17 protein-coding genes are annotated in these 16,018 nt (G+C 72.6%); 10 read left to right on the top strand and 7 right to left on the bottom strand.

All coding sequences use genetic code 11. The features are described from left to right. Positions 1 to 65: 65 nt before the first annotated feature. Positions 66 to 749, bottom strand: a complete 684-nt coding sequence (gene purQ, locus ACIBF8_RS15760; protein WP_396783588.1) for a phosphoribosylformylglycinamidine synthase subunit PurQ — start codon at positions 747 to 749, stop codon at positions 66 to 68. After that, positions 746 to 1,009 (bottom strand): phosphoribosylformylglycinamidine synthase subunit PurS, encoded by a 264-nt coding sequence (purS, locus tag ACIBF8_RS15755; RefSeq protein ID WP_396783587.1) that lies wholly within the window; start codon positions 1,007 to 1,009, stop codon positions 746 to 748. The genes purQ and purS overlap by 4 nt, the downstream gene beginning before the upstream one ends. A 355-nt stretch (positions 1,010 to 1,364) precedes the next feature. Between purS and ACIBF8_RS15750 the strand changes: the two genes are divergently transcribed. Continuing rightward, on the top strand, positions 1,365 to 2,048 hold the full coding sequence (locus ACIBF8_RS15750; RefSeq protein ID WP_396783585.1) for a S1 family peptidase: 684 nt from the start codon (positions 1,365 to 1,367) through the stop codon (positions 2,046 to 2,048). A 24-nt stretch (positions 2,049 to 2,072) separates the two neighbouring features. Next, positions 2,073 to 2,636 (top strand): YbjQ family protein, encoded by a 564-nt coding sequence (locus tag ACIBF8_RS15745; RefSeq protein ID WP_396783776.1) that lies wholly within the window; start codon positions 2,073 to 2,075, stop codon positions 2,634 to 2,636. A gap of 122 nt (positions 2,637 to 2,758) precedes the next feature. Here ACIBF8_RS15745 and purB read toward each other — a convergent pair whose 3' ends face one another. Together purB and ACIBF8_RS15735 are read right to left on the bottom strand one after the other, a co-directional pair. Next, positions 2,759 to 4,183 (bottom strand): adenylosuccinate lyase, encoded by a 1,425-nt coding sequence (gene purB, locus ACIBF8_RS15740; RefSeq protein ID WP_396783583.1) that lies wholly within the window; start codon positions 4,181 to 4,183, stop codon positions 2,759 to 2,761. 73 nt (positions 4,184 to 4,256) lie between these two features. Next, positions 4,257 to 5,549, bottom strand: a complete 1,293-nt coding sequence (locus ACIBF8_RS15735; RefSeq protein ID WP_396783581.1) for an acetyl-CoA C-acetyltransferase — start codon at positions 5,547 to 5,549, stop codon at positions 4,257 to 4,259. A gap of 55 nt (positions 5,550 to 5,604) precedes the next feature. On the opposite strand from ACIBF8_RS15735, the gene ACIBF8_RS15730 reads away from it, so the two are divergent. The 7 genes from ACIBF8_RS15730 (at position 5,605) to ACIBF8_RS15700 (ending at position 12,634) form a co-directional block, all read left to right on the top strand. Next, complete coding sequence (locus tag ACIBF8_RS15730) at positions 5,605 to 6,957, top strand: 3-oxoacyl-ACP reductase (protein ID WP_396783579.1); 1,353 nt, start codon at positions 5,605 to 5,607, stop codon at positions 6,955 to 6,957. A 140-nt stretch (positions 6,958 to 7,097) separates the two neighbouring features. Continuing rightward, positions 7,098 to 7,913, top strand: coding sequence for a MaoC/PaaZ C-terminal domain-containing protein (locus tag ACIBF8_RS15725; protein ID WP_396783775.1), 816 nt, complete (start codon positions 7,098 to 7,100; stop codon positions 7,911 to 7,913). A gap of 79 nt (positions 7,914 to 7,992) precedes the next feature. Next, positions 7,993 to 8,745, top strand: coding sequence for an NUDIX hydrolase (locus ACIBF8_RS15720; protein WP_396783577.1), 753 nt, complete (start codon positions 7,993 to 7,995; stop codon positions 8,743 to 8,745). Further along, a complete protein-coding gene (locus tag ACIBF8_RS15715) occupies positions 8,742 to 9,713 on the top strand; it encodes a serine/threonine protein kinase (protein ID WP_396783575.1) in 972 nt (323 codons plus the stop codon). Before ACIBF8_RS15720 ends, ACIBF8_RS15715 begins: the two co-directional genes overlap by 4 nt. 9 nt (positions 9,714 to 9,722) lie before the next feature. Next, positions 9,723 to 10,682 (top strand): hypothetical protein, encoded by a 960-nt coding sequence (locus ACIBF8_RS15710; protein WP_396783574.1) that lies wholly within the window; start codon positions 9,723 to 9,725, stop codon positions 10,680 to 10,682. Then, on the top strand, positions 10,679 to 11,941 hold the full coding sequence (locus ACIBF8_RS15705; protein ID WP_396783573.1) for an adenylosuccinate synthetase: 1,263 nt from the start codon (positions 10,679 to 10,681) through the stop codon (positions 11,939 to 11,941). Before ACIBF8_RS15710 ends, ACIBF8_RS15705 begins: the two co-directional genes overlap by 4 nt. Positions 11,942 to 12,013: 72 nt before the next feature. After that, positions 12,014 to 12,634: a DedA family protein gene (locus tag ACIBF8_RS15700; RefSeq protein ID WP_396783572.1), complete on the top strand. Its 621-nt coding sequence runs from the start codon at positions 12,014 to 12,016 to the stop codon at positions 12,632 to 12,634. A gap of 21 nt (positions 12,635 to 12,655) precedes the next feature. Here ACIBF8_RS15700 and ACIBF8_RS15695 read toward each other — a convergent pair whose 3' ends face one another. Together ACIBF8_RS15695 and ACIBF8_RS15690 are read right to left on the bottom strand one after the other, a co-directional pair. After that, entirely contained in the window at positions 12,656 to 13,297 is a 642-nt protein-coding gene (locus tag ACIBF8_RS15695) for a response regulator (RefSeq protein ID WP_396783571.1), read from the bottom strand. Next, positions 13,294 to 14,445 (bottom strand): sensor histidine kinase, encoded by a 1,152-nt coding sequence (locus ACIBF8_RS15690; protein ID WP_396783570.1) that lies wholly within the window; start codon positions 14,443 to 14,445, stop codon positions 13,294 to 13,296. Before ACIBF8_RS15690 ends, ACIBF8_RS15695 begins: the two co-directional genes overlap by 4 nt. Before the next feature lie 170 nt (positions 14,446 to 14,615). On the opposite strand from ACIBF8_RS15690, the gene ACIBF8_RS15685 reads away from it, so the two are divergent. Continuing rightward, positions 14,616 to 15,260, top strand: coding sequence for a DedA family protein (locus ACIBF8_RS15685; RefSeq protein WP_396783568.1), 645 nt, complete (start codon positions 14,616 to 14,618; stop codon positions 15,258 to 15,260). A gap of 83 nt (positions 15,261 to 15,343) precedes the next feature. On the opposite strand, the gene ACIBF8_RS15680 is transcribed toward ACIBF8_RS15685, so the two are convergent. Continuing rightward, positions 15,344 to 15,982, bottom strand: coding sequence for a TetR/AcrR family transcriptional regulator (locus ACIBF8_RS15680; protein ID WP_396783567.1), 639 nt, complete (start codon positions 15,980 to 15,982; stop codon positions 15,344 to 15,346). Positions 15,983 to 16,018 lie beyond the last annotated feature (36 nt).

The raw sequence follows: 16,018 nt of genomic DNA, 5'->3' as shown, positions 1-16,018 counted from the left end.
CCTCTCCTCGCTGCGCTCGTGCCCGCCAGAGGTGCGGTTGAGCTGACCGATGATCGTGCCGCCGGTCATGCCGGCGCCCCCACCAGATGCTTGAGGACCGACGTGAAGAAGCCGAGGCCGTCCAGCGACGGGCCGGTGAGCGCCTCCACCGCGTGCTCGGGGTGCGGCATGATGCCGACCACGTTGCCGGCGGCGTTGGTGATCGCGGCGATGTCGCGCTGGGATCCGTTGGGGTTGCCGCCGATGTAGCGGGCGACCACCCGGCCCTCGGCTTCGAGCTGGTCCAGCGTCGCGGTGTCGGCGACGTAGCAGCCCTCGCCGTTCTTGACCGGGATGAGCACCTCCTGGCCGGGCTGGAACGCGTTGGTCCACGCGGTCCCGGCCGACTCGATGCGCAGGACCTGGTCCCGGTTACGGAAGTGCAGATGCTGGTTGCGGGTGAGCGCGCCGGGCAGCAGGTGCGCCTCGCACAGGATCTGGAAGCCGTTGCAGATGCCGAGCACCGGCAGACCGCCCTGGGCGGCGTCCACGATCGTCTCCATCACCGGGGCGAACCGGGCGATGGCGCCGCACCGCAGGTAGTCACCGTAGGAGAAGCCGCCGGGCAGGACGACGGCGTCCACGCCGTGCAACTCCGGGTCGCCGTGCCAGAGCCGGACCGGCTCGGCGCCGGCGATCCGAACGGCCCGAGCCGCGTCCCCGTCGTCGAGCGAGCCGGGGAAGGTGACCACACCGACCCGGGCGGTCACGAGCGGGCGTCCGCGGTCTCGTCGGCCTCGACCAGGCGGACGGTGAAGTCCTCGATGACCGGGTTGGCGAGCAGCTTGTCGGCAATCTCCCGAGCGCGGTCCAGGTCCGGTTCACCGGTGAACTCGATCTCGATCCGCCTGCCGATCCGAACCGAGGCGACGTCAGTGACGCCGAGCCGGGGCAGCGCGTTTGCGACGGCCTGGCCCTGCGGATCGAGGATCTCGGGCTTGAGCATGACGTCGACGACGACGCGAGGCACTGGGCACTCCTGACTGTGTACGCAGTTGGGTGCCGACCCACAATGGGCGAGCGCAGCCAGCGTACCTGGCAGATATCGCTGCGGACGCACCGGCCGGGTGCAGTTCAGGCAGTGATCAACATTACCGGCACTCAGGGCGACCCGTCAGGCGCGACACGTGGCCTCAGCAGGACATATACGGCGCAGCGGGTGGCTAAATCGTTACATTGGGCAACCTCGATCAGATCCTTGATAACGATCGCCTCGGGCCCTACTGTACATCGACGTAGGTCAATTAAGGCGTCAACGGGACCCCCCGTTGCCGCCCATCCGCGCCCGGCGACCCCGGGCCCGCCCCGTCCAAGGAGTCCACCCGATGCGCATCCGCCCCCTGCTCGCCGCAGTCAGCACCGCGCTGGTCGGCGCCCTCGGCGTCACGTCCGCCGCATCCGCCGCCCCGGCCGGCCCGCAACCCATCATCGGCGGCGACACCGTCTCGTCCGCCCCCTGGGCCGCCGCGGTGCTCAGCAACGGCTCGTTCACCTGCTCCGGCAGCGTCATCGCCGCCCAGTGGGTGCTCACCGCCCGGCACTGCATCAGCGGCACCATGTCGGTGCGCGTCGGAAGCGTCAACCGCACCTCCGGCGGGGTCACCCGCACGGTCAGCGCCACCTACACCCGCAACGACCTCGCGCTCATGCGGCTCTCCAGCACCGTCAGCACCTCCGCGGTGAGCCTGGCCAGCAGCAACCCGCCGATCAACTCGACGAACTCGATCTACGGCTGGGGCATGACCTGCTACAGCGGCTGCTCGGCGTCCACCCAGTTGAAGACCGCCACCGTCCGGGTGACCAGCAACAGCGCCACCGACGCGTACGGCGGGCAGGCGATCCGCAGCACCCGGATCAACGGCAACGCCTGGCGCGGCGACTCCGGTGGCCCGCAGTTCTACAACGGTCAGCAGGTCGGCGTCGCCTCCACCGCCGACGGGCAGAGCATCCAGAACTACGGCAGCGTTGCGTACAACCGGGCCTGGATCACCTCGGTGGCCGGTGTCTGACGGTTAGCGCCCGGCGCGGTGCGGATGGTCGGCGACGCGCCGGCCGTCCGCGCCGCGCCGTTTTGCAGCATCCGATCAGGTGAACAATGCACCCGATCGGGTCGCGTCACTCCTGACAGCATCGGAAACGTGCTGGTCGTGACGACAGAGCAACTGCCCGGCTACGAGATCCGCCAGATTCTCGGTGAGGTGGTGTCATCGATGGCCAGGACGCGCAACCCGTACCGCGAGGGTGTCAAGAACCTGCGCGGTGGCGCGTACGACCCGATGGCCCCGGACAACCTGACCCGATGGCGCACCGACTCGGTGGCTCGCCTCGGCGAGGAGGCCCTGCGGCTCGGCGCGAACGCGGTGATCGGCATGCGGTTCGACAGCCGGGACTGCGGTGAGATGTGGATGGAGATCTGCGCGTACGGCACGGCCGTGGTCGCCGTACCCAAGATGCCCGAGGTCATGCCGGCCGACCAGCCGGCGGTCGCCGCGGAGACCGCGGAGGTCGCGGGCTTCACGGGGTCGCCCGGCGGCATCGCCGAACCAGCCAGCGCCCCCAACCTCAGAACCGCCGCCGAAACCCCAACCGGCGACTAACTCCCGGGCCACCCTTTCCCCTGTTGATCAAGAGGTTTCGGTCACCAGGGAGATCGAAAATGACGCAAACCTCTTGATCACCCAGGAGGGGTGGGGGTGGGGGGGTGGGGGGGGTGGGGGTGTTAGAGGATTGGGGGTGGGGTGTAGGCGGCGGCCTCGGGGTGGGTTTCCACTACGGCCGTGATTCGGCGGGTTACTGCTGCTACCTGGGCTTGGGCTGCGCCTACGAAGGCGCTGCGGTCGGCGACCAGGGTGTCGATGTCGGCGCGGGACAGGTTGAGTCGGCCGTCCGCAGCCAGGCGGTCGAAGAGGTCGTTCTCCGGCGAGCCCTTCTCGCGCATGGCCAGGGCCACCGCGACCGCGTGCTCCTTGATCACCTCGTGGGCGACTTCCCGGCCGACGCCCCGACGGACCGCCGCGACCAGGATCTTCGTGGTGGCCAGGAACGGCAGGAAGCGCTCCAGCTCCCGATTGATCACCGCCGGGTACGCGCCGAACTCGTCGAGCACGGTGAGGAACGTCTGGAACAACCCGTCGGCGGCGAAGAACGCGTCCGGCAGTGCGACCCGGCGGACCACCGAGCAGGACACGTCCCCCTCGTTCCACTGGTCGCCGGCCAACTCGCCGACCATCGACAGGTAACCCCGGATGATCACGGCGAAGCCGTTCACCCGCTCCGACGAACGGGTGTTCATCTTGTGCGGCATCGCGCTGGAGCCGACCTGACCCGGCTTGAAGCCCTCGGTCGCCAACTCCTGGCCGACCATCAACCGGATCGTGGTGGCCAGCGACGACGGCGCGGCGGCGGTCTGGGCCAGCGCGGCCAGCACGTCAAAGTCGAGCGAACGGGGGTAGACCTGCCCGACGCTGTCCAGCACCCGGGAGAAGCCCAGGTGCTCGGCGACCCGGCGCTCCAACTCGGCCACCTTGTCGGCGTCGCCGTCGAAGAGGTCGAGCTGGTCGGCGGCGGTGCCGACCGGTCCCTTGATCCCCCGCAGCGGATAGCGGGCGATCAACTCCTCCAGCCGCTCGTACGCGATCAGCAACTCCTCGGCCGCCGACGCGAACCGCTTGCCCAGCGTGGTGGCCTGCGCCGCCACATTGTGCGAACGACCGGTCATGACCAGCTCGGAGTGCTCGTACGCCAGGAAGGCGAGCCGGACCAGAGTGGCCACCACCCGGTCCCGGATCAGCTCCAGCGAGGCCCGCACCTGAAGCTGCTCGACGTTCTCGGTGAGGTCCCGGGAGGTCATCCCCTTGTGCACGTGCTCGTGGCCGGCGAGCGCGCTGAACTCCTCGATCCGGGCCTTCACGTCGTGCCGGGTGACCCGCTCCCGCTCGGCGATCGAGGCGAGGTCGACCTGGTCGAGCACCCGCTCGTACGCCTCGACCACGCCGTCCGGCACCGACACGCCCAGGTCGCGCTGAGCACGGAGCACGGCGAGCCAGAGCCGCCGCTCCATCCGGACCTTCTCCTCCGGGGACCAGAGGGCGACCAGTTCGGGCGAGGCGTACCGGTTGGCCAGCACGTTGGGGATCGTCGTCACGTACCTCATTGTCCCGCACCCGCTGGTCGACACCGGGACCGGGCCGGGATCATCGAGGCCGGCGGTCGCGTGCTCAGCGCTCCAGGATGGCCGTCACGCCCTGGCCACCGGCCGCGCAGATCGAAATCAGCCCGCGCCCACTGCCCCGCTCGGCCAGCAGCTTGGCCAGGGTCGCCACGATCCGCCCGCCGGTGGCGGCGAACGGGTGCCCGGCGGCCAGCGACGAGCCGTTGACGTTCAGCCGGTCGGTGTCGATCGCACCCAGCGGCGCGTCCAGGCCGAGCCGGTCCTTGCAGAACTCCGGCGACTCCCAGGCGGCGAGGGTGGCCAGCACCTGCGACGCGAACGCCTCGTGGATCTCGTAGTAGTCGAAGTCCTGCAACGTCAGCCCGGCGCGGGCCAGCATCCGGGGCACCGCGTACGCGGGTGCCATCAGCAGTCCCTCGTCGCCGTGCACGAAGTCCACCGCGGCCGTCTCCGACCAGCTGAACCAGGCCAGCACGGGCAGGCTGTGCGCCGCCGCCCACTCCTCGCTGGCCAGCAGCACGGTGGACGCGCCGTCGGTGAGTGGCGACGAGTTGCCGGCGGTCATGGTGGCCCGCTCGGCGTCCGGGCCACGGGTGCCGAAGACCGGCTTCAGCGAGCCGAGCTTGTCCAGGCTGCTGTCCGGGCGGAGGTTCGCATCGCGGGTGAGCCCCAGGTACGGCGTCATCAGGTCGTCGAAGAAACCCCGGTCGTACGCGGCGGCGAGCCGCTGGTGTGAGCGCAGCGCCAGCTCGTCCTGGGATCGCCGGTCGATCTGCCAGCGCAGCGCGGTCTGGGCGGCGTGGTCACCCATGGACAGGCCGGTACGCGGCTCGGCGTTGCGCGGGATCTCCGGCTTGAACGGCTGGAGCGGGCGCAGCTTCGCCGCGATCTTGAGACGTTCGCCCAGCGTACGGGCCGAGTTGAGCTTGAGCAGCGTGCGGCGCATCTCCTCGTTGACCGCCAGCGGGGCGTCGGAGGTGGTGTCGACGCCACCGGCGATGCCCACGTCGAGCTGCCCGAGGGCGATCTTGTTGGCGACCAGGATCGTCGCCTCCAGACCGGTGCCGCACGCCTGCTGGATGTCGTACGCCGGGGTGTGTGGGTCGAGCCGGGAGCCGAGGACCACCTCGCGGGTGAGGTTGAAGTCGCGGGAGTGCTTGAGCACCGCACCGGTCACCACCTCGCCGACGCGCTGGCCGGCCAACCCGTAGCGGGCGATCAGGCCGTCGAGCGCCGCGCCGAGCAGGTCCGCGTTGGACGCGTCCGCGTAGCGGGAGTTGGAACGGGCGAAGGGGATGCGGTTGCCCCCGATGACCGCGACCCGTCGGATGCTCTGCACGATCCGCCTCCTCGACATGTGTTGCTCGAACCCTACTCGCCAGTAGGCTACGCCCATGACCGACAGGTACGCGAGCTTCGTCCAATCGGCCGCCGGCCGCGCGCTGGTCAAGCGCCTCGGGCTGCCCGACCCGCCCCGGCTGCGCCGGCACCACCCCGGCGACCCGCTGCTGACCGGGCCGGCCCTGCTCGGCGCGGCCACCGGCGGCCGACTCGCCGAGCCGGTCGCCAAGATCCTGACCGCCGCCGGGGTCGAGCTGCGGGACACCGGCACCGCCGGCCCGCAGGACCGCTTCGGCGCCCTGGTGTACGACGCCAGCGGCATCACCGACTCGACCGAGCTGCGCCAGCTCTACGACTTCTTCCACCCGCAGGCCCGGGCCGTGCTGCCCAGCGGTCGGGTGATCGTGCTGGGCACCCCACCGAGCGAGTGCGCGACACCTCGCGAGGCGACCGCCCAGCGTGCCCTCGAAGGGCTGGTCCGCAGCATCGGCAAGGAGTTCGGCCGGGGCAGCACCGCGCAACTCGTCTACGTGACCCGCGCCGAGAGCGACATTCGCACCGGCCTTGAGTCGACCCTCCGGTTCCTGCTGTCCGGCCGGTCCGCGTACGTCTCGGGGCAGGTCATCCGGGTCGGCAGCGGCCCGGCGAGCGCCCCGGCCGACTGGGACCGGCCGCTGGACGGGCAGGTCGTGCTGGTCACCGGCGCGGCGCGGGGAATCGGCGCGGCGCTGGCGAAGGTGCTGGCCCGCGACGGCGCGCAGGTGGTGGCCCTGGACATCCCGGCCGCCGGCGACGCGCTCGCCGCGGTGGCGAACGACATCGGCGGCACCGCCGTCCAACTCGACCTGACCGCCCCGGACGCGCCGACCCGGCTCGCCGAGCACCTGGCTAGCCGGCACGGCCGGGTCGACGTGGTGGTGCACAACGCCGGCATCACCCGGGACAAGACACTCGGCCGGATGGACGCCGACCGGTGGGACCAGGTCATCGACGTCAACCTCTCCAGCCAGGAGCGGATCAACGACGTGCTGCTGGAGCGGGAGCTGATCCCGGCCGGCGGACGGATCATCTCGGTCTCCTCGATCGCCGGAATCGCCGGCAACCGGGGGCAGACCAACTACGCCACCAGCAAGGCCGGCGTGATCGGGTTGGTCGACTCGCTCGCCCCGGCCCTGCGGGAACGCGGGATCAGCGTCAACGCGGTGGCCCCCGGTTTCATCGAGACCCGGCTGACCGCGCGCATCCCGCTGGTGGTCCGCGAGGCCGGCCGGCGGATGAACAGCCTGGCCCAGGGCGGGTTGCCGGTGGACGTGGCCGAGACGATCGGCTGGTTGGCCTGGCCGGCCAGCGGCGCGGTCAGCGGCAACGTGGTCCGGGTCTGCGGCCAGAGCCTGCTGGGGGCGTGATGGGCACTCGGAGGCAGCCGGACGACGACCTCTCCCTGCACGAGCTGATCGACGGCCCGACGGAGACATTGTCGGCGGAGACGCGGGCTGCGGCACTCCGACTGGTGCCCGGCGGCCGTGACCGGGTCGAACTGCCTCGGATGCCGGCGGCCGGGGCGCTCTACCGGCGGGCTCTGCTCGGTGCGCTGCCCGGCCTCGGCGGCGGGCGGCGGGGCTCTGGCCTGCCGGGCGTCGAGTTGGCCGTGGGCGGGATGACCGTCGATCGGGCGCGCCTGGCCGACTACGACCGGGTCTGCGGTTTCCGGCTCACCGACCGTTTGCCGGGCACGTTTCCACATGTCATGGGTTTCCCGTTGACCCTGCGGCTGATGACCGCGCCGGGCTTTCCCATCCCGCTGACCGGTGTGGTGCACGTCGGCAACCGGATCACCGTGCATCGCCCGATCACCGCCGACGAGACCCTCGACTTCACCACCTACGCGGAGAACCTGCGCCCCCACGACCGGGGCCGGCAGGTCGACGTGGTGCTGGTCGGCTCGGTGGACGGGGAGGAGGTGTGGCGCGGCGTCTCGACGTACCTCGGGCGGGAGGGCAAGCCGGGCGGGCGCGACCGTGGCGAACGGCCCGCGGCACCGGCGGCCACCGCCCGCTGGCGGGTGGAACCCCGCGTCGGCACGGAGTACGCCCGGGTCTCCGGCGACCACAACCCCATCCACACCTCCCGGCTCGGTGCGCGGCTGTTCGGCTTCCACCGGCCGATCGCGCACGGCATGTGGAGCAAGGCGCGCTGCCTGGCCGCACTGGAGAACCGGCTGCCGGACGCGTACACCGTCGAGGTCGGCTTCAAGCTTCCCGTCCCACTTCCGAGCACGGTGAGCTTCGCCCTCCTGCCGGACGGCGGGTTCGCCCTGCACGACTCGCGCGGCCGACCGCACCTGGCGGGTCTGGTCCGCTGACGAGCGCCCTCTTGGCAGGCCCGCTCGCATGCGCTAAGTTGTTCTCACAGCGAGATGTTCTCAATATGAGAGAGACGCGATGAACGAGCAGGAGTTCCTGGCCGCGTACGACCCCCGGGCCTATCCGTCGGTCGCGGTGACCGTCGACGTGGTGGCGTTGACCATCCGCGACGACGCGCTGCACCTGCTGCTGATCCGGCGCGGCGAGGCGCCCTTCGCCGGGCACTGGGCGCTGCCCGGCGGCTTCGTCCGCCCCGACGAGGACCTGACCGCTGGCGCCCGACGGGAGCTGGCCGAGGAGACCGGGCTCGGCGGCGAGGCGCTGCGCCGCGTACACCTGGAGCAGTTGGGCAGCTATGGCACCCCCGACCGGGACCCGCGGATGCGCGTCGTCTCGATCGCCCACCTCGCGTTCGCCCCCGACCTGCCCGATCCCGCGGCCGGCACCGACGCCGACGAGGCGATCTGGCTGCCGGTGACCGCGTTGACCAGCCGACAGCTCGCCTTCGACCACGGCCGGATCATCGACGACGCGCTGGAACGGGCCCGGTCCAAGCTGGAGTACACCCCGCTGGCCACGCGCTTCCTCGCCGCCGAGTTCACCATCAGTGAGCTGCGCGCCGTCTACGAGACGGTCTGGGGGCACCCGCTGCACGCCGGCAACTTCCACCGCAAGGTGCTCTCCGTGCCGGGCTTCGTGGAGAGCACGGGCGCCAGCACCGAGCGCGGTGGCGCCCGGGGTGGCCCCCGCGCCCGGCTCTACCGGGCCGGTGACGCCCGGTTGCTGCACCCGGCGCTGCTGCGCCCCGCCCGCGAGGAGACGGTGCGGTGAGGGCCGCGGAGGCCATCCGCCTGGTCGCGGCCGCCCGCACCGACGCCGACCTGTTCGGCGCCGACCAGCCGGCCCGCCGCTACCGCGAGCTGGTCGCGGCCCTGCACCCCGACCGCCTGCCGACCGATCCGGTGGTACGCGCCGACGCCCTCGACGCGTTCATCCACGTCACCACCCGGTGGCGGGCCCGGCAGGTCACCGTCCTCGGTGACTACCGACTCGGGGCGCCGGCCCACTCGGGCGACCTTGCGGATCTCTACGACGTCGGCGACGACCGGCTGCTCAAGCTCCCCCGACGGCCCACCGACAACGACCTGATGGCCCGTGAGGCACACGCCCTGCGCACCGTCGCCGAGCGCGGCGACCCGCGCTACCTGCCGTACGTGCCCCGGCTCGTCGACGAGTTCCGGCACCGCGACACCGCGACCGGCGCGGAGCGGCGGGTCACCGTGCTCGCCACCGCACCCGGCCTGCACGACCTCGACGAGGTGCGGCGCGCGTACCCCGACGGGCTGGATGCCCGGGACGTGGCCTGGATGTGGCGGCGGCTGCTGGTGGTGCTCGGCCTGGCCCACCGGGCGGGCGTGGTGCACGGCGCGGTCCTGCCGCGACACGTGCTGATCGAGCCGGACGCCCACGGCGTGGTGCTGGTCGACTGGTGCTTCTCCGCGGCCCCCGGAAGCACGGTCCCGGCGCTCGTGCCCGGCCACGACGGGTTCTACCCGGAGGAGGTGACCGGCAGACGACCCTGCGGCCCGGGCACCGACATCGCGATGGCCAGCCACTGCATGAGCTGGCTGATGGGGCCGCGCGCACCCCGCGAGCTGCGCACCTTCGCGCAGGGCTGCCGGCAACGGTCCCTGGACGCCCGGCCCGACGACGCCTGGCGTCTGCTGCGCGAACTCGACCAGCTGCTGGACCGCCTCTACGGGCCACGCACCTTCCGACCCTTCACCCGCACCCCCTAGGGAGCTGTCATGGGCAGTGGAATCTGGTCCACCGACGTGTACGACGCCGCCGACCGCTACCGCCGGTCCACCGGCAAGAGCGCCTTCTCCTACAGCGACAGCGGGGCGCGCACCGTGCACCCCGCGCTCGACCCTCGGGAGGCGACCCGGGAGAGCCGCGACTCCGACGAGCACCCCCGCGCGACGCCGGTCGCGGTGCTCTTCGACGTGACCGGCTCGATGCGGACGGTGCCGCGCGTCCTGCAGACCAAACTGCCGCAGCTGCTCGGGCTGCTGCAACGGCAGGGCTACGCCAGCGACCCGCAGATCATGTTCGGCGCGATCGGCGACGCGACCTGCGACCGGGTGCCGTTGCAGGTGGGCCAGTTCGAGTCGGACAACCGGATGGACGACGACCTCGGCCGGATCGTGCTGGAGGGCGGTGGCGGCGGGCAGATGACCGAGTCGTACGAGCTGGCCATGTACTTCATGGCTCGACACACCGTCACCGACAACTGGGAGAAGCGCGGTCGGCGCGGCTACCTGTTCATCATCGGCGACGAGCTGGCGTACCAGCGGGTGAAGGCCCGGGAGGTGGCCGGTCTGATCGGCGACAACCTGGCCGAGGACGTGCCGTTGCGGCAGGTCGTCGACGAGGTGACCCGCCGCTGGGACACCTACTACCTGCTCCCGGCCGGCAGCCACTACGCCGGCAGCGCGAAGGTGCTCGACTTCTGGCGGGACCTGCTCGGGCAGAACGCCGTCGTGCTCGACGACCTGGACGCGGTCTGCGAGACCATCGCGCTCACCATCGGCCTCGGCGAACAGGCCATCGACCTGGACGAGGGCCTTCGCCACCTGGACCACGCCGGTTCCACCGCCACCGGCACCGTGTCCAAGGCGCTGGCCCGCCTCGGCCGGGGGCGGCGGGCCGAGGTGTCGACGCTGCCGGCGTTCCGGGACACCAGCGGCGGGGTGACCCGGCTGTGAGGCACCTGGCGGTGGTCGACCTCGGCTACGGCGACGCCGGCAAGGGCACGGTGGTGGACTGGCTCTGCGCCACCCGCCCCGTGCACACCGTGGTCCGCTTCAACGGAGGCGCGCAGGCGGCACACAACGTCGTGCTGCGCGACGGGCGGCAGCACACGTTCGCGCAGTTCGGTGCCGGCACGTTCCACCCCGGTGTCGGTACACACCTGTCCCGGCACGTGGTGGTGGACCCGCTGGCGCTGGCCGCCGAGGCCGACCATCTCGCCACGGTCGGGGTGCCCGACGCGCTCGACCGGCTGACCGTCGACGGGGACGCGCTGCTCGCCACCCCGTACCACCGGGCCGCCAACCGGGCCCGGGAGATCGCCCGGGGAGCCGACCGGCACGGCTCCTGCGGGCTGGGGGTGGGCGAGGCCGTCGCGTACGGTCTCGCCCACCCGGACGACGCGCCCCGGGTCGCCGACTGTCACCACCCGGCGCTGCTGCGCCGGAGGCTGGGCACCCTGCGGGACCGGCTGACCGCTGAGCTGGGCCCGCTGGACGCGCCACCGGTCGAGGACTGCCTGCCCGCGTTCACCGGGTTCGCCGAGCGGGTCGCCATCGTCGACGGCAGCTGGCTCGCCGGTGCGCTGCGCACCGGGACCTGCGTCTTCGAGGGCGCGCAGGGGGTGCTGCTCGACGAGTGGCACGGCTTCCACCCGTACACCACCTGGAGCACCACCACGTTCGCCAACGTCGACGGTCTGCTCGCTGAGGCGGGCCGGTCCGGCGAGGTGACCCGGATCGGGGTGCTCCGGCTGGTCACCACCCGGCACGGGCCCGGCCCGCTGGTGACCGAGGACCCGGCGCTGCCCCTCGCCGACCCGCACAACCCGACGAACCCGTGGCAGGGTCGGTTCCGATTCGGCCACTTCGACGCGGTCGCCCACCGGTACGCCCTCGCCGCGGCCGGCGGCGTCGACGGCCTGGCGCTGACCCACCTCGATCTCGCCGGCCCGGACCTGCGGATCTGCCGCCGTTACGACACCACCGACCGACTCATCCCGGGCCCGCCCGGCGACCTGGACCGGCAGGCCGCGCTCACCGCACAGCTGCTGCGCTCCCGCCCGGTGTACGACGACGCGCCGGCAGACTGGGCCGAGGCGGTGCGCGCGGAGCTGGGCACACCTGTGGTGCTGACCTCGCACGGTCCCACCGCCGACGACAAGACCCCACACGGCCCGCTGCTCGCCCCACCGGCCCTGGTCCACGCCGGCTGACAGCTGGCGGCCGAAGGCCGGTGATCCGGCGACTCGCCCACCGGGTGGGTCGCGCCCGGCAAGCATGGGGGCATGGACGCCCTGCTCGACCTCCTCCGTGGGACGGTCACGTCGCCGTGGGTCTACCTGGTGATCTTCGGGCTGACCGCGGTCGACGCGTTCTTCCCCGCGGTGCCGGGCGAGGCGGCGGTGATCACCGCTGGGGTGCTCTCGGCGAGCGGGGGGCACCCCAGCCTGACCCTGGTGATCGTCAGCGCCGCTGTCGGCGCGCTGGCCGGCGACCACATCTCGTACGCCCTCGGTCGGGGCGGGGGCGCCCGCCGGCTGGCCCGCCTGCCCGACGGCAGCCGACGCCGGGCCAGCTCCGAGTGGGCCCGTCGGGCCGTGGACCGGCGCGGCGGGATCATCCTGACCAGCAGCCGGTACGTGCCGGGCGGCCGCACCGCCGTCACCCTGACCATGGGCGCGGTGCGCTATCCCCGCCGGTCATTCCTGCTGTACGACAGCATCGGCGCGGTCACCTGGGCGTTCTACTGCGGGCTGCTCGGCTACTTCGGCGGACTGGCCTTCGAACGTGATCCGGTGAAGGGCGTGCTGGTCGGGGTGGGGCTCTCGGTGGTCGTCACGTTCGGGCTGGAGGGGATCCGGTGGCTACGCCGCAGGGCCCGCCGCCACGCCTCCTCCCGCCACTAACCGACCGCTGGCAGCGGGACATCACAGCAGGTCGGCGTCGTGCACCAGGATGGCCAGCTGCACCCGGTTGCCCGCGTGGACCTTCGCCAGCGCCCGGCTGACGTGTGCCTTCACGGTGGCCTCGCTCATTGTCAGCCGCCGGGCGATCTCCGCGTTGCCGTTCCCCCGCGCCACCTCCCGGACGATCGCCAACTCCCGCTCGGTCAGCGGTGCGAGCCGCTCCCGAGCCGCGTCCCGGCGGGCCGGACCACGCTCGGCGAACGAGCTGATCAGACGCCGGGTCACCGTCGGGGCGAGCATCGCGTTCCCGGCGGCCACCGTACGAACGGCGGCGGCCAACTCGCGGGGCGGGGTGTCTTTGAGCAGGAAGCCGACCGCACCGGCCCGCAGCGCGCGGTGCACGTACTCGTCGAGGTCGAAGGTGGTCAACATGATCACCTTCGGGCCGACGGCGACCACCTCGGGCGCGATGGTCAGCCCGTCCACGCCCGGCATCCGCACGTCGAGCAACACCACGTCGGGGCGCAGCCGTCGGGCCTGCTCCAACGCGCCGGCACCGTCCGCCGCCTCACCGACGACGGTGATGTCCTCCGCCGCCTCCAGGATCAGCCGCAGCCCGGCCCGAACCAGGTGCTCGTCGTCGACCACCACCACCCGGATCACGCCGCACCCGCCAGCGGAATCAGGGCCCGGACCAGGAAACCACCGTCCACGGACGTCGCCTCCAGCCGGCCGCCCAGCAACTCCACCCGCTCACGCAGCCCGAGCAGACCCTGCCCGGCACCGGGCAGCGCCGACCCACCCTCGGACGGGCCGTTGCGGACCAGCACCTCCAACCCGTCGGGCAGGTAGCGCAGGCAGACGGTCGTCTCGGCGTCGGCCGCGTGCTTGCGCACGTTGGTCAGTGCCTCGCGGACCACCCGGTACGCGGTACGCCCCAGCGTCGCCGGTAGCGCCGTCGGCGTGCCCTCGTCCCGCCGGGACACCCGCAGGCCGGCGGTCCGGGACTCCCCGATCAGGTCGTCCAACGCGTCGAGCCCTCGCTCCGGCACCACGGCCGGGCCAGCCTGCCGCAGCACGCCCAACACCTCGCGCAGGTCGGTGAGCGCCTGCCGGCCGGTCGTCCGGATCAACGCGGCGGCCGCCACGGTCGCCGGGTCGGCGGCGGTCACCTCCAGCGCCCCGGCATGCACCACCATGAGCGAGACCCGGTGCGCCACCACGTCGTGCATCTCCCGGGCGATCCGGGTTCGCTCCTCGGCCCGAACCCGGTCGGCGTGGGCCTCCTGCTCACGTTCCAGCCGCTCGGCCCGGTCCCGCAGCGCGGCGAGTGTGTCCCGCCGCGCGCGCACCCAGAGGCCGAGGACCAACGGAAGCCCGACCAGGCAGGCGGCGAGCAGCAGCACGTTGCCGGGCGTGGCGGTGGTGATCCGACGGACCCCGCCCACCTCCAGCCCGACCACCACCCCACCGGTCAGCACCACCGCCGCACCGGCGAGGTAGGTGGCGAGTTGGCGACCGCGCAGCCGCAGACCCGCCTGGTACGAGGCGACCACCCCGGCCGCCGCGGCGGCGAGCACCAGCCAGCAGACCGCCGCGGCCAGGAACAACGGCCAGCGGCGGGTCCGGATCGTGCCGGCGGCCCACGCCGAGCCCAGCGCGATCAGCAGCACGACCGCGCCCGGCAGCGGCGAGCGGACCCCGATGTCACCGGTCGCGCTGGCCCAGACCGCTGCCGCGACGGTGACGGCGAGCAGCAGCGGGCCGTACCGCTGGACGACCCGCCGGAGGGTGACGGCAGTCAAGGCCACGCAGCGAGCCTAGGGGGCTGTGGCCGCATCGGCGCGGCCCGCGCCACCGGACCCGGGTGAGCTGGGGGAAGACCCCGACCCGCCGTCCGGGGCGGTCACTACCAAAGTAGTGGCGCTCGCCTGACCACTGGCCGATGGCGGGAGCCCCCGCCGCGACCAGCATCGGGATCATGGATCTACTCGACCTCCTGCACGAGACGATGTCCTCGCCCTGGGTGTACCTGGCGATCTTCTCGATCGCGGTGCTCGACGGCTTCTTCCCGGTGGTGCCGAGCGAGACGGCGGTGATCACCGCAGGGGTGTTCGCGGCCTCCGGCGCGCCGTACCTGCCCGCGGTGATCCTGGTGGCCGCCGCCGGGGCGCTGGTCGGCGACCACATCTCGTACGCCATTGGGTGGGGCGGTGGCACCCGGCTGCTCGACCGGCTGCCGCCCGACGGTCGACGCCGGGCGGCCATCGACCAGGCCCGCCGGGGGATCGCGACCCGGGGCGGTCTGATCCTCACCGTGGCCCGCTACATTCCGGGCGGCCGGACCGCGGTCACCCTCACCATGGGGGCGGTGCGCTATCCCCGGCGACGGTTCCTGGCCTTCGGCGCGCTGGCTGCCAGCTCGTGGGGGCTCTACTCGGCGCTGGTCGGCTACGTCGGCGGGCTGGCCTTCGAGCAGGACCCGCTGCGCGGTCTCCTGCTGGGGCTGGGCCTCGCCGTGACGGTGACGGTGGTCGTCGAGGTGGTCCGCTGGCTCGGCAACCGCCGCCGATCCGCGCGACCGGCACCGGCGACGGAGCCGGTGGGTCGGATTCCGGCGCGGTGATGTCGGGGCCGTCATCCGGCCGGTAAACGCAGGTGGCGCCCGGGTCGTCAGTCGGCCGGTAAACGTAGGTGGCGCCCGGGTCGTCAGTCGGCCGGTGGACGCCAGGTGACGCCGTGCAGGAGTTGGGCGGCGCCGAGCCAGGCCACGTTCATCATCCGGGTGGCCGTCTTCTCCGGGTCGGCGTCCGGGTGGTCGGCGAGCCAGTCGGCCAGCGACTCGGTCGCGCCGACCAGGGCGTACGCGACGACCTCAAGGTCGATGGCGGCGATCTCGCGGCCCTTGGCGCGCAGCGCGTGGTCGAGCATCCCGGCGACGACCTCGACCAGCCGGGCCCGCATGGTAGCCAACTCGCCGGCGAACGGCTGCTCGCCCCGGGCCTGCCGGTAGAGCACCGCCCAGCCGTCCCGGTGGGCGCCCACGAAGCCGAAGAACGCCTTCAATCCACGCCAGAGCCGCTCGTCGGCCGGGAGGTCGGGGGCCGCTGCCCCGGCGATGGCCTGCATCATCCGGGTGCCCTCCCGGTGCAGGCAGGCGACGAACAACTCCTCCTTGGTGCCGAGGTACGCGTACACCATGGGTTTGGAGATGCCGGCGTCCTCCGCGATCTCGTCCATGCTGGCGGCGTGGAAGCCGCGTCGGGAGAAGACCTTGACGGCCGCGTCGAGCATCTGCTGCTCGCGGACGGCGCGCGGCAGACGCTTGAAGGCGGGCGTGGTGGACACCTTGCGAGCATACCTACTCGTGCGTAGGGTTACGCG

The sequence above is a fragment of the Micromonospora sp. NPDC050276 genome (assembly GCF_044459545.1).
GTDB lineage: Bacteria > Actinomycetota > Actinomycetes > Mycobacteriales > Micromonosporaceae > Micromonospora.
This window is presented reverse-complemented; position numbering and strand designations above follow the sequence as displayed.

Bases quoted from the DNA above. Each gene is read 5' to 3' on its own strand.
- ACIBF8_RS15685 (WP_396783568.1), top strand. From the start codon at position 14,616: ATGGATCTACTCGACCTCCTGCACGAGACGATGTCCTCGCCCTGGGTG.
- ACIBF8_RS15750 (WP_396783585.1), top strand. From the start codon at position 1,365: ATGCGCATCCGCCCCCTGCTCGCCGCAGTCAGCACCGCGCTGGTCGGC.
- ACIBF8_RS15730 (WP_396783579.1), top strand. From the start codon at position 5,605: ATGACCGACAGGTACGCGAGCTTCGTCCAATCGGCCGCCGGCCGCGCG.
- ACIBF8_RS15700 (WP_396783572.1), top strand. From the start codon at position 12,014: ATGGACGCCCTGCTCGACCTCCTCCGTGGGACGGTCACGTCGCCGTGG.
- ACIBF8_RS15725 (WP_396783775.1), top strand. From the start codon at position 7,098: ATGCCGGCGGCCGGGGCGCTCTACCGGCGGGCTCTGCTCGGTGCGCTG.
- ACIBF8_RS15720 (WP_396783577.1), top strand. From the start codon at position 7,993: ATGAACGAGCAGGAGTTCCTGGCCGCGTACGACCCCCGGGCCTATCCG.
- ACIBF8_RS15710 (WP_396783574.1), top strand. From the start codon at position 9,723: ATGGGCAGTGGAATCTGGTCCACCGACGTGTACGACGCCGCCGACCGC.
- ACIBF8_RS15745 (WP_396783776.1), top strand. From the start codon at position 2,073: ATGGTCGGCGACGCGCCGGCCGTCCGCGCCGCGCCGTTTTGCAGCATC.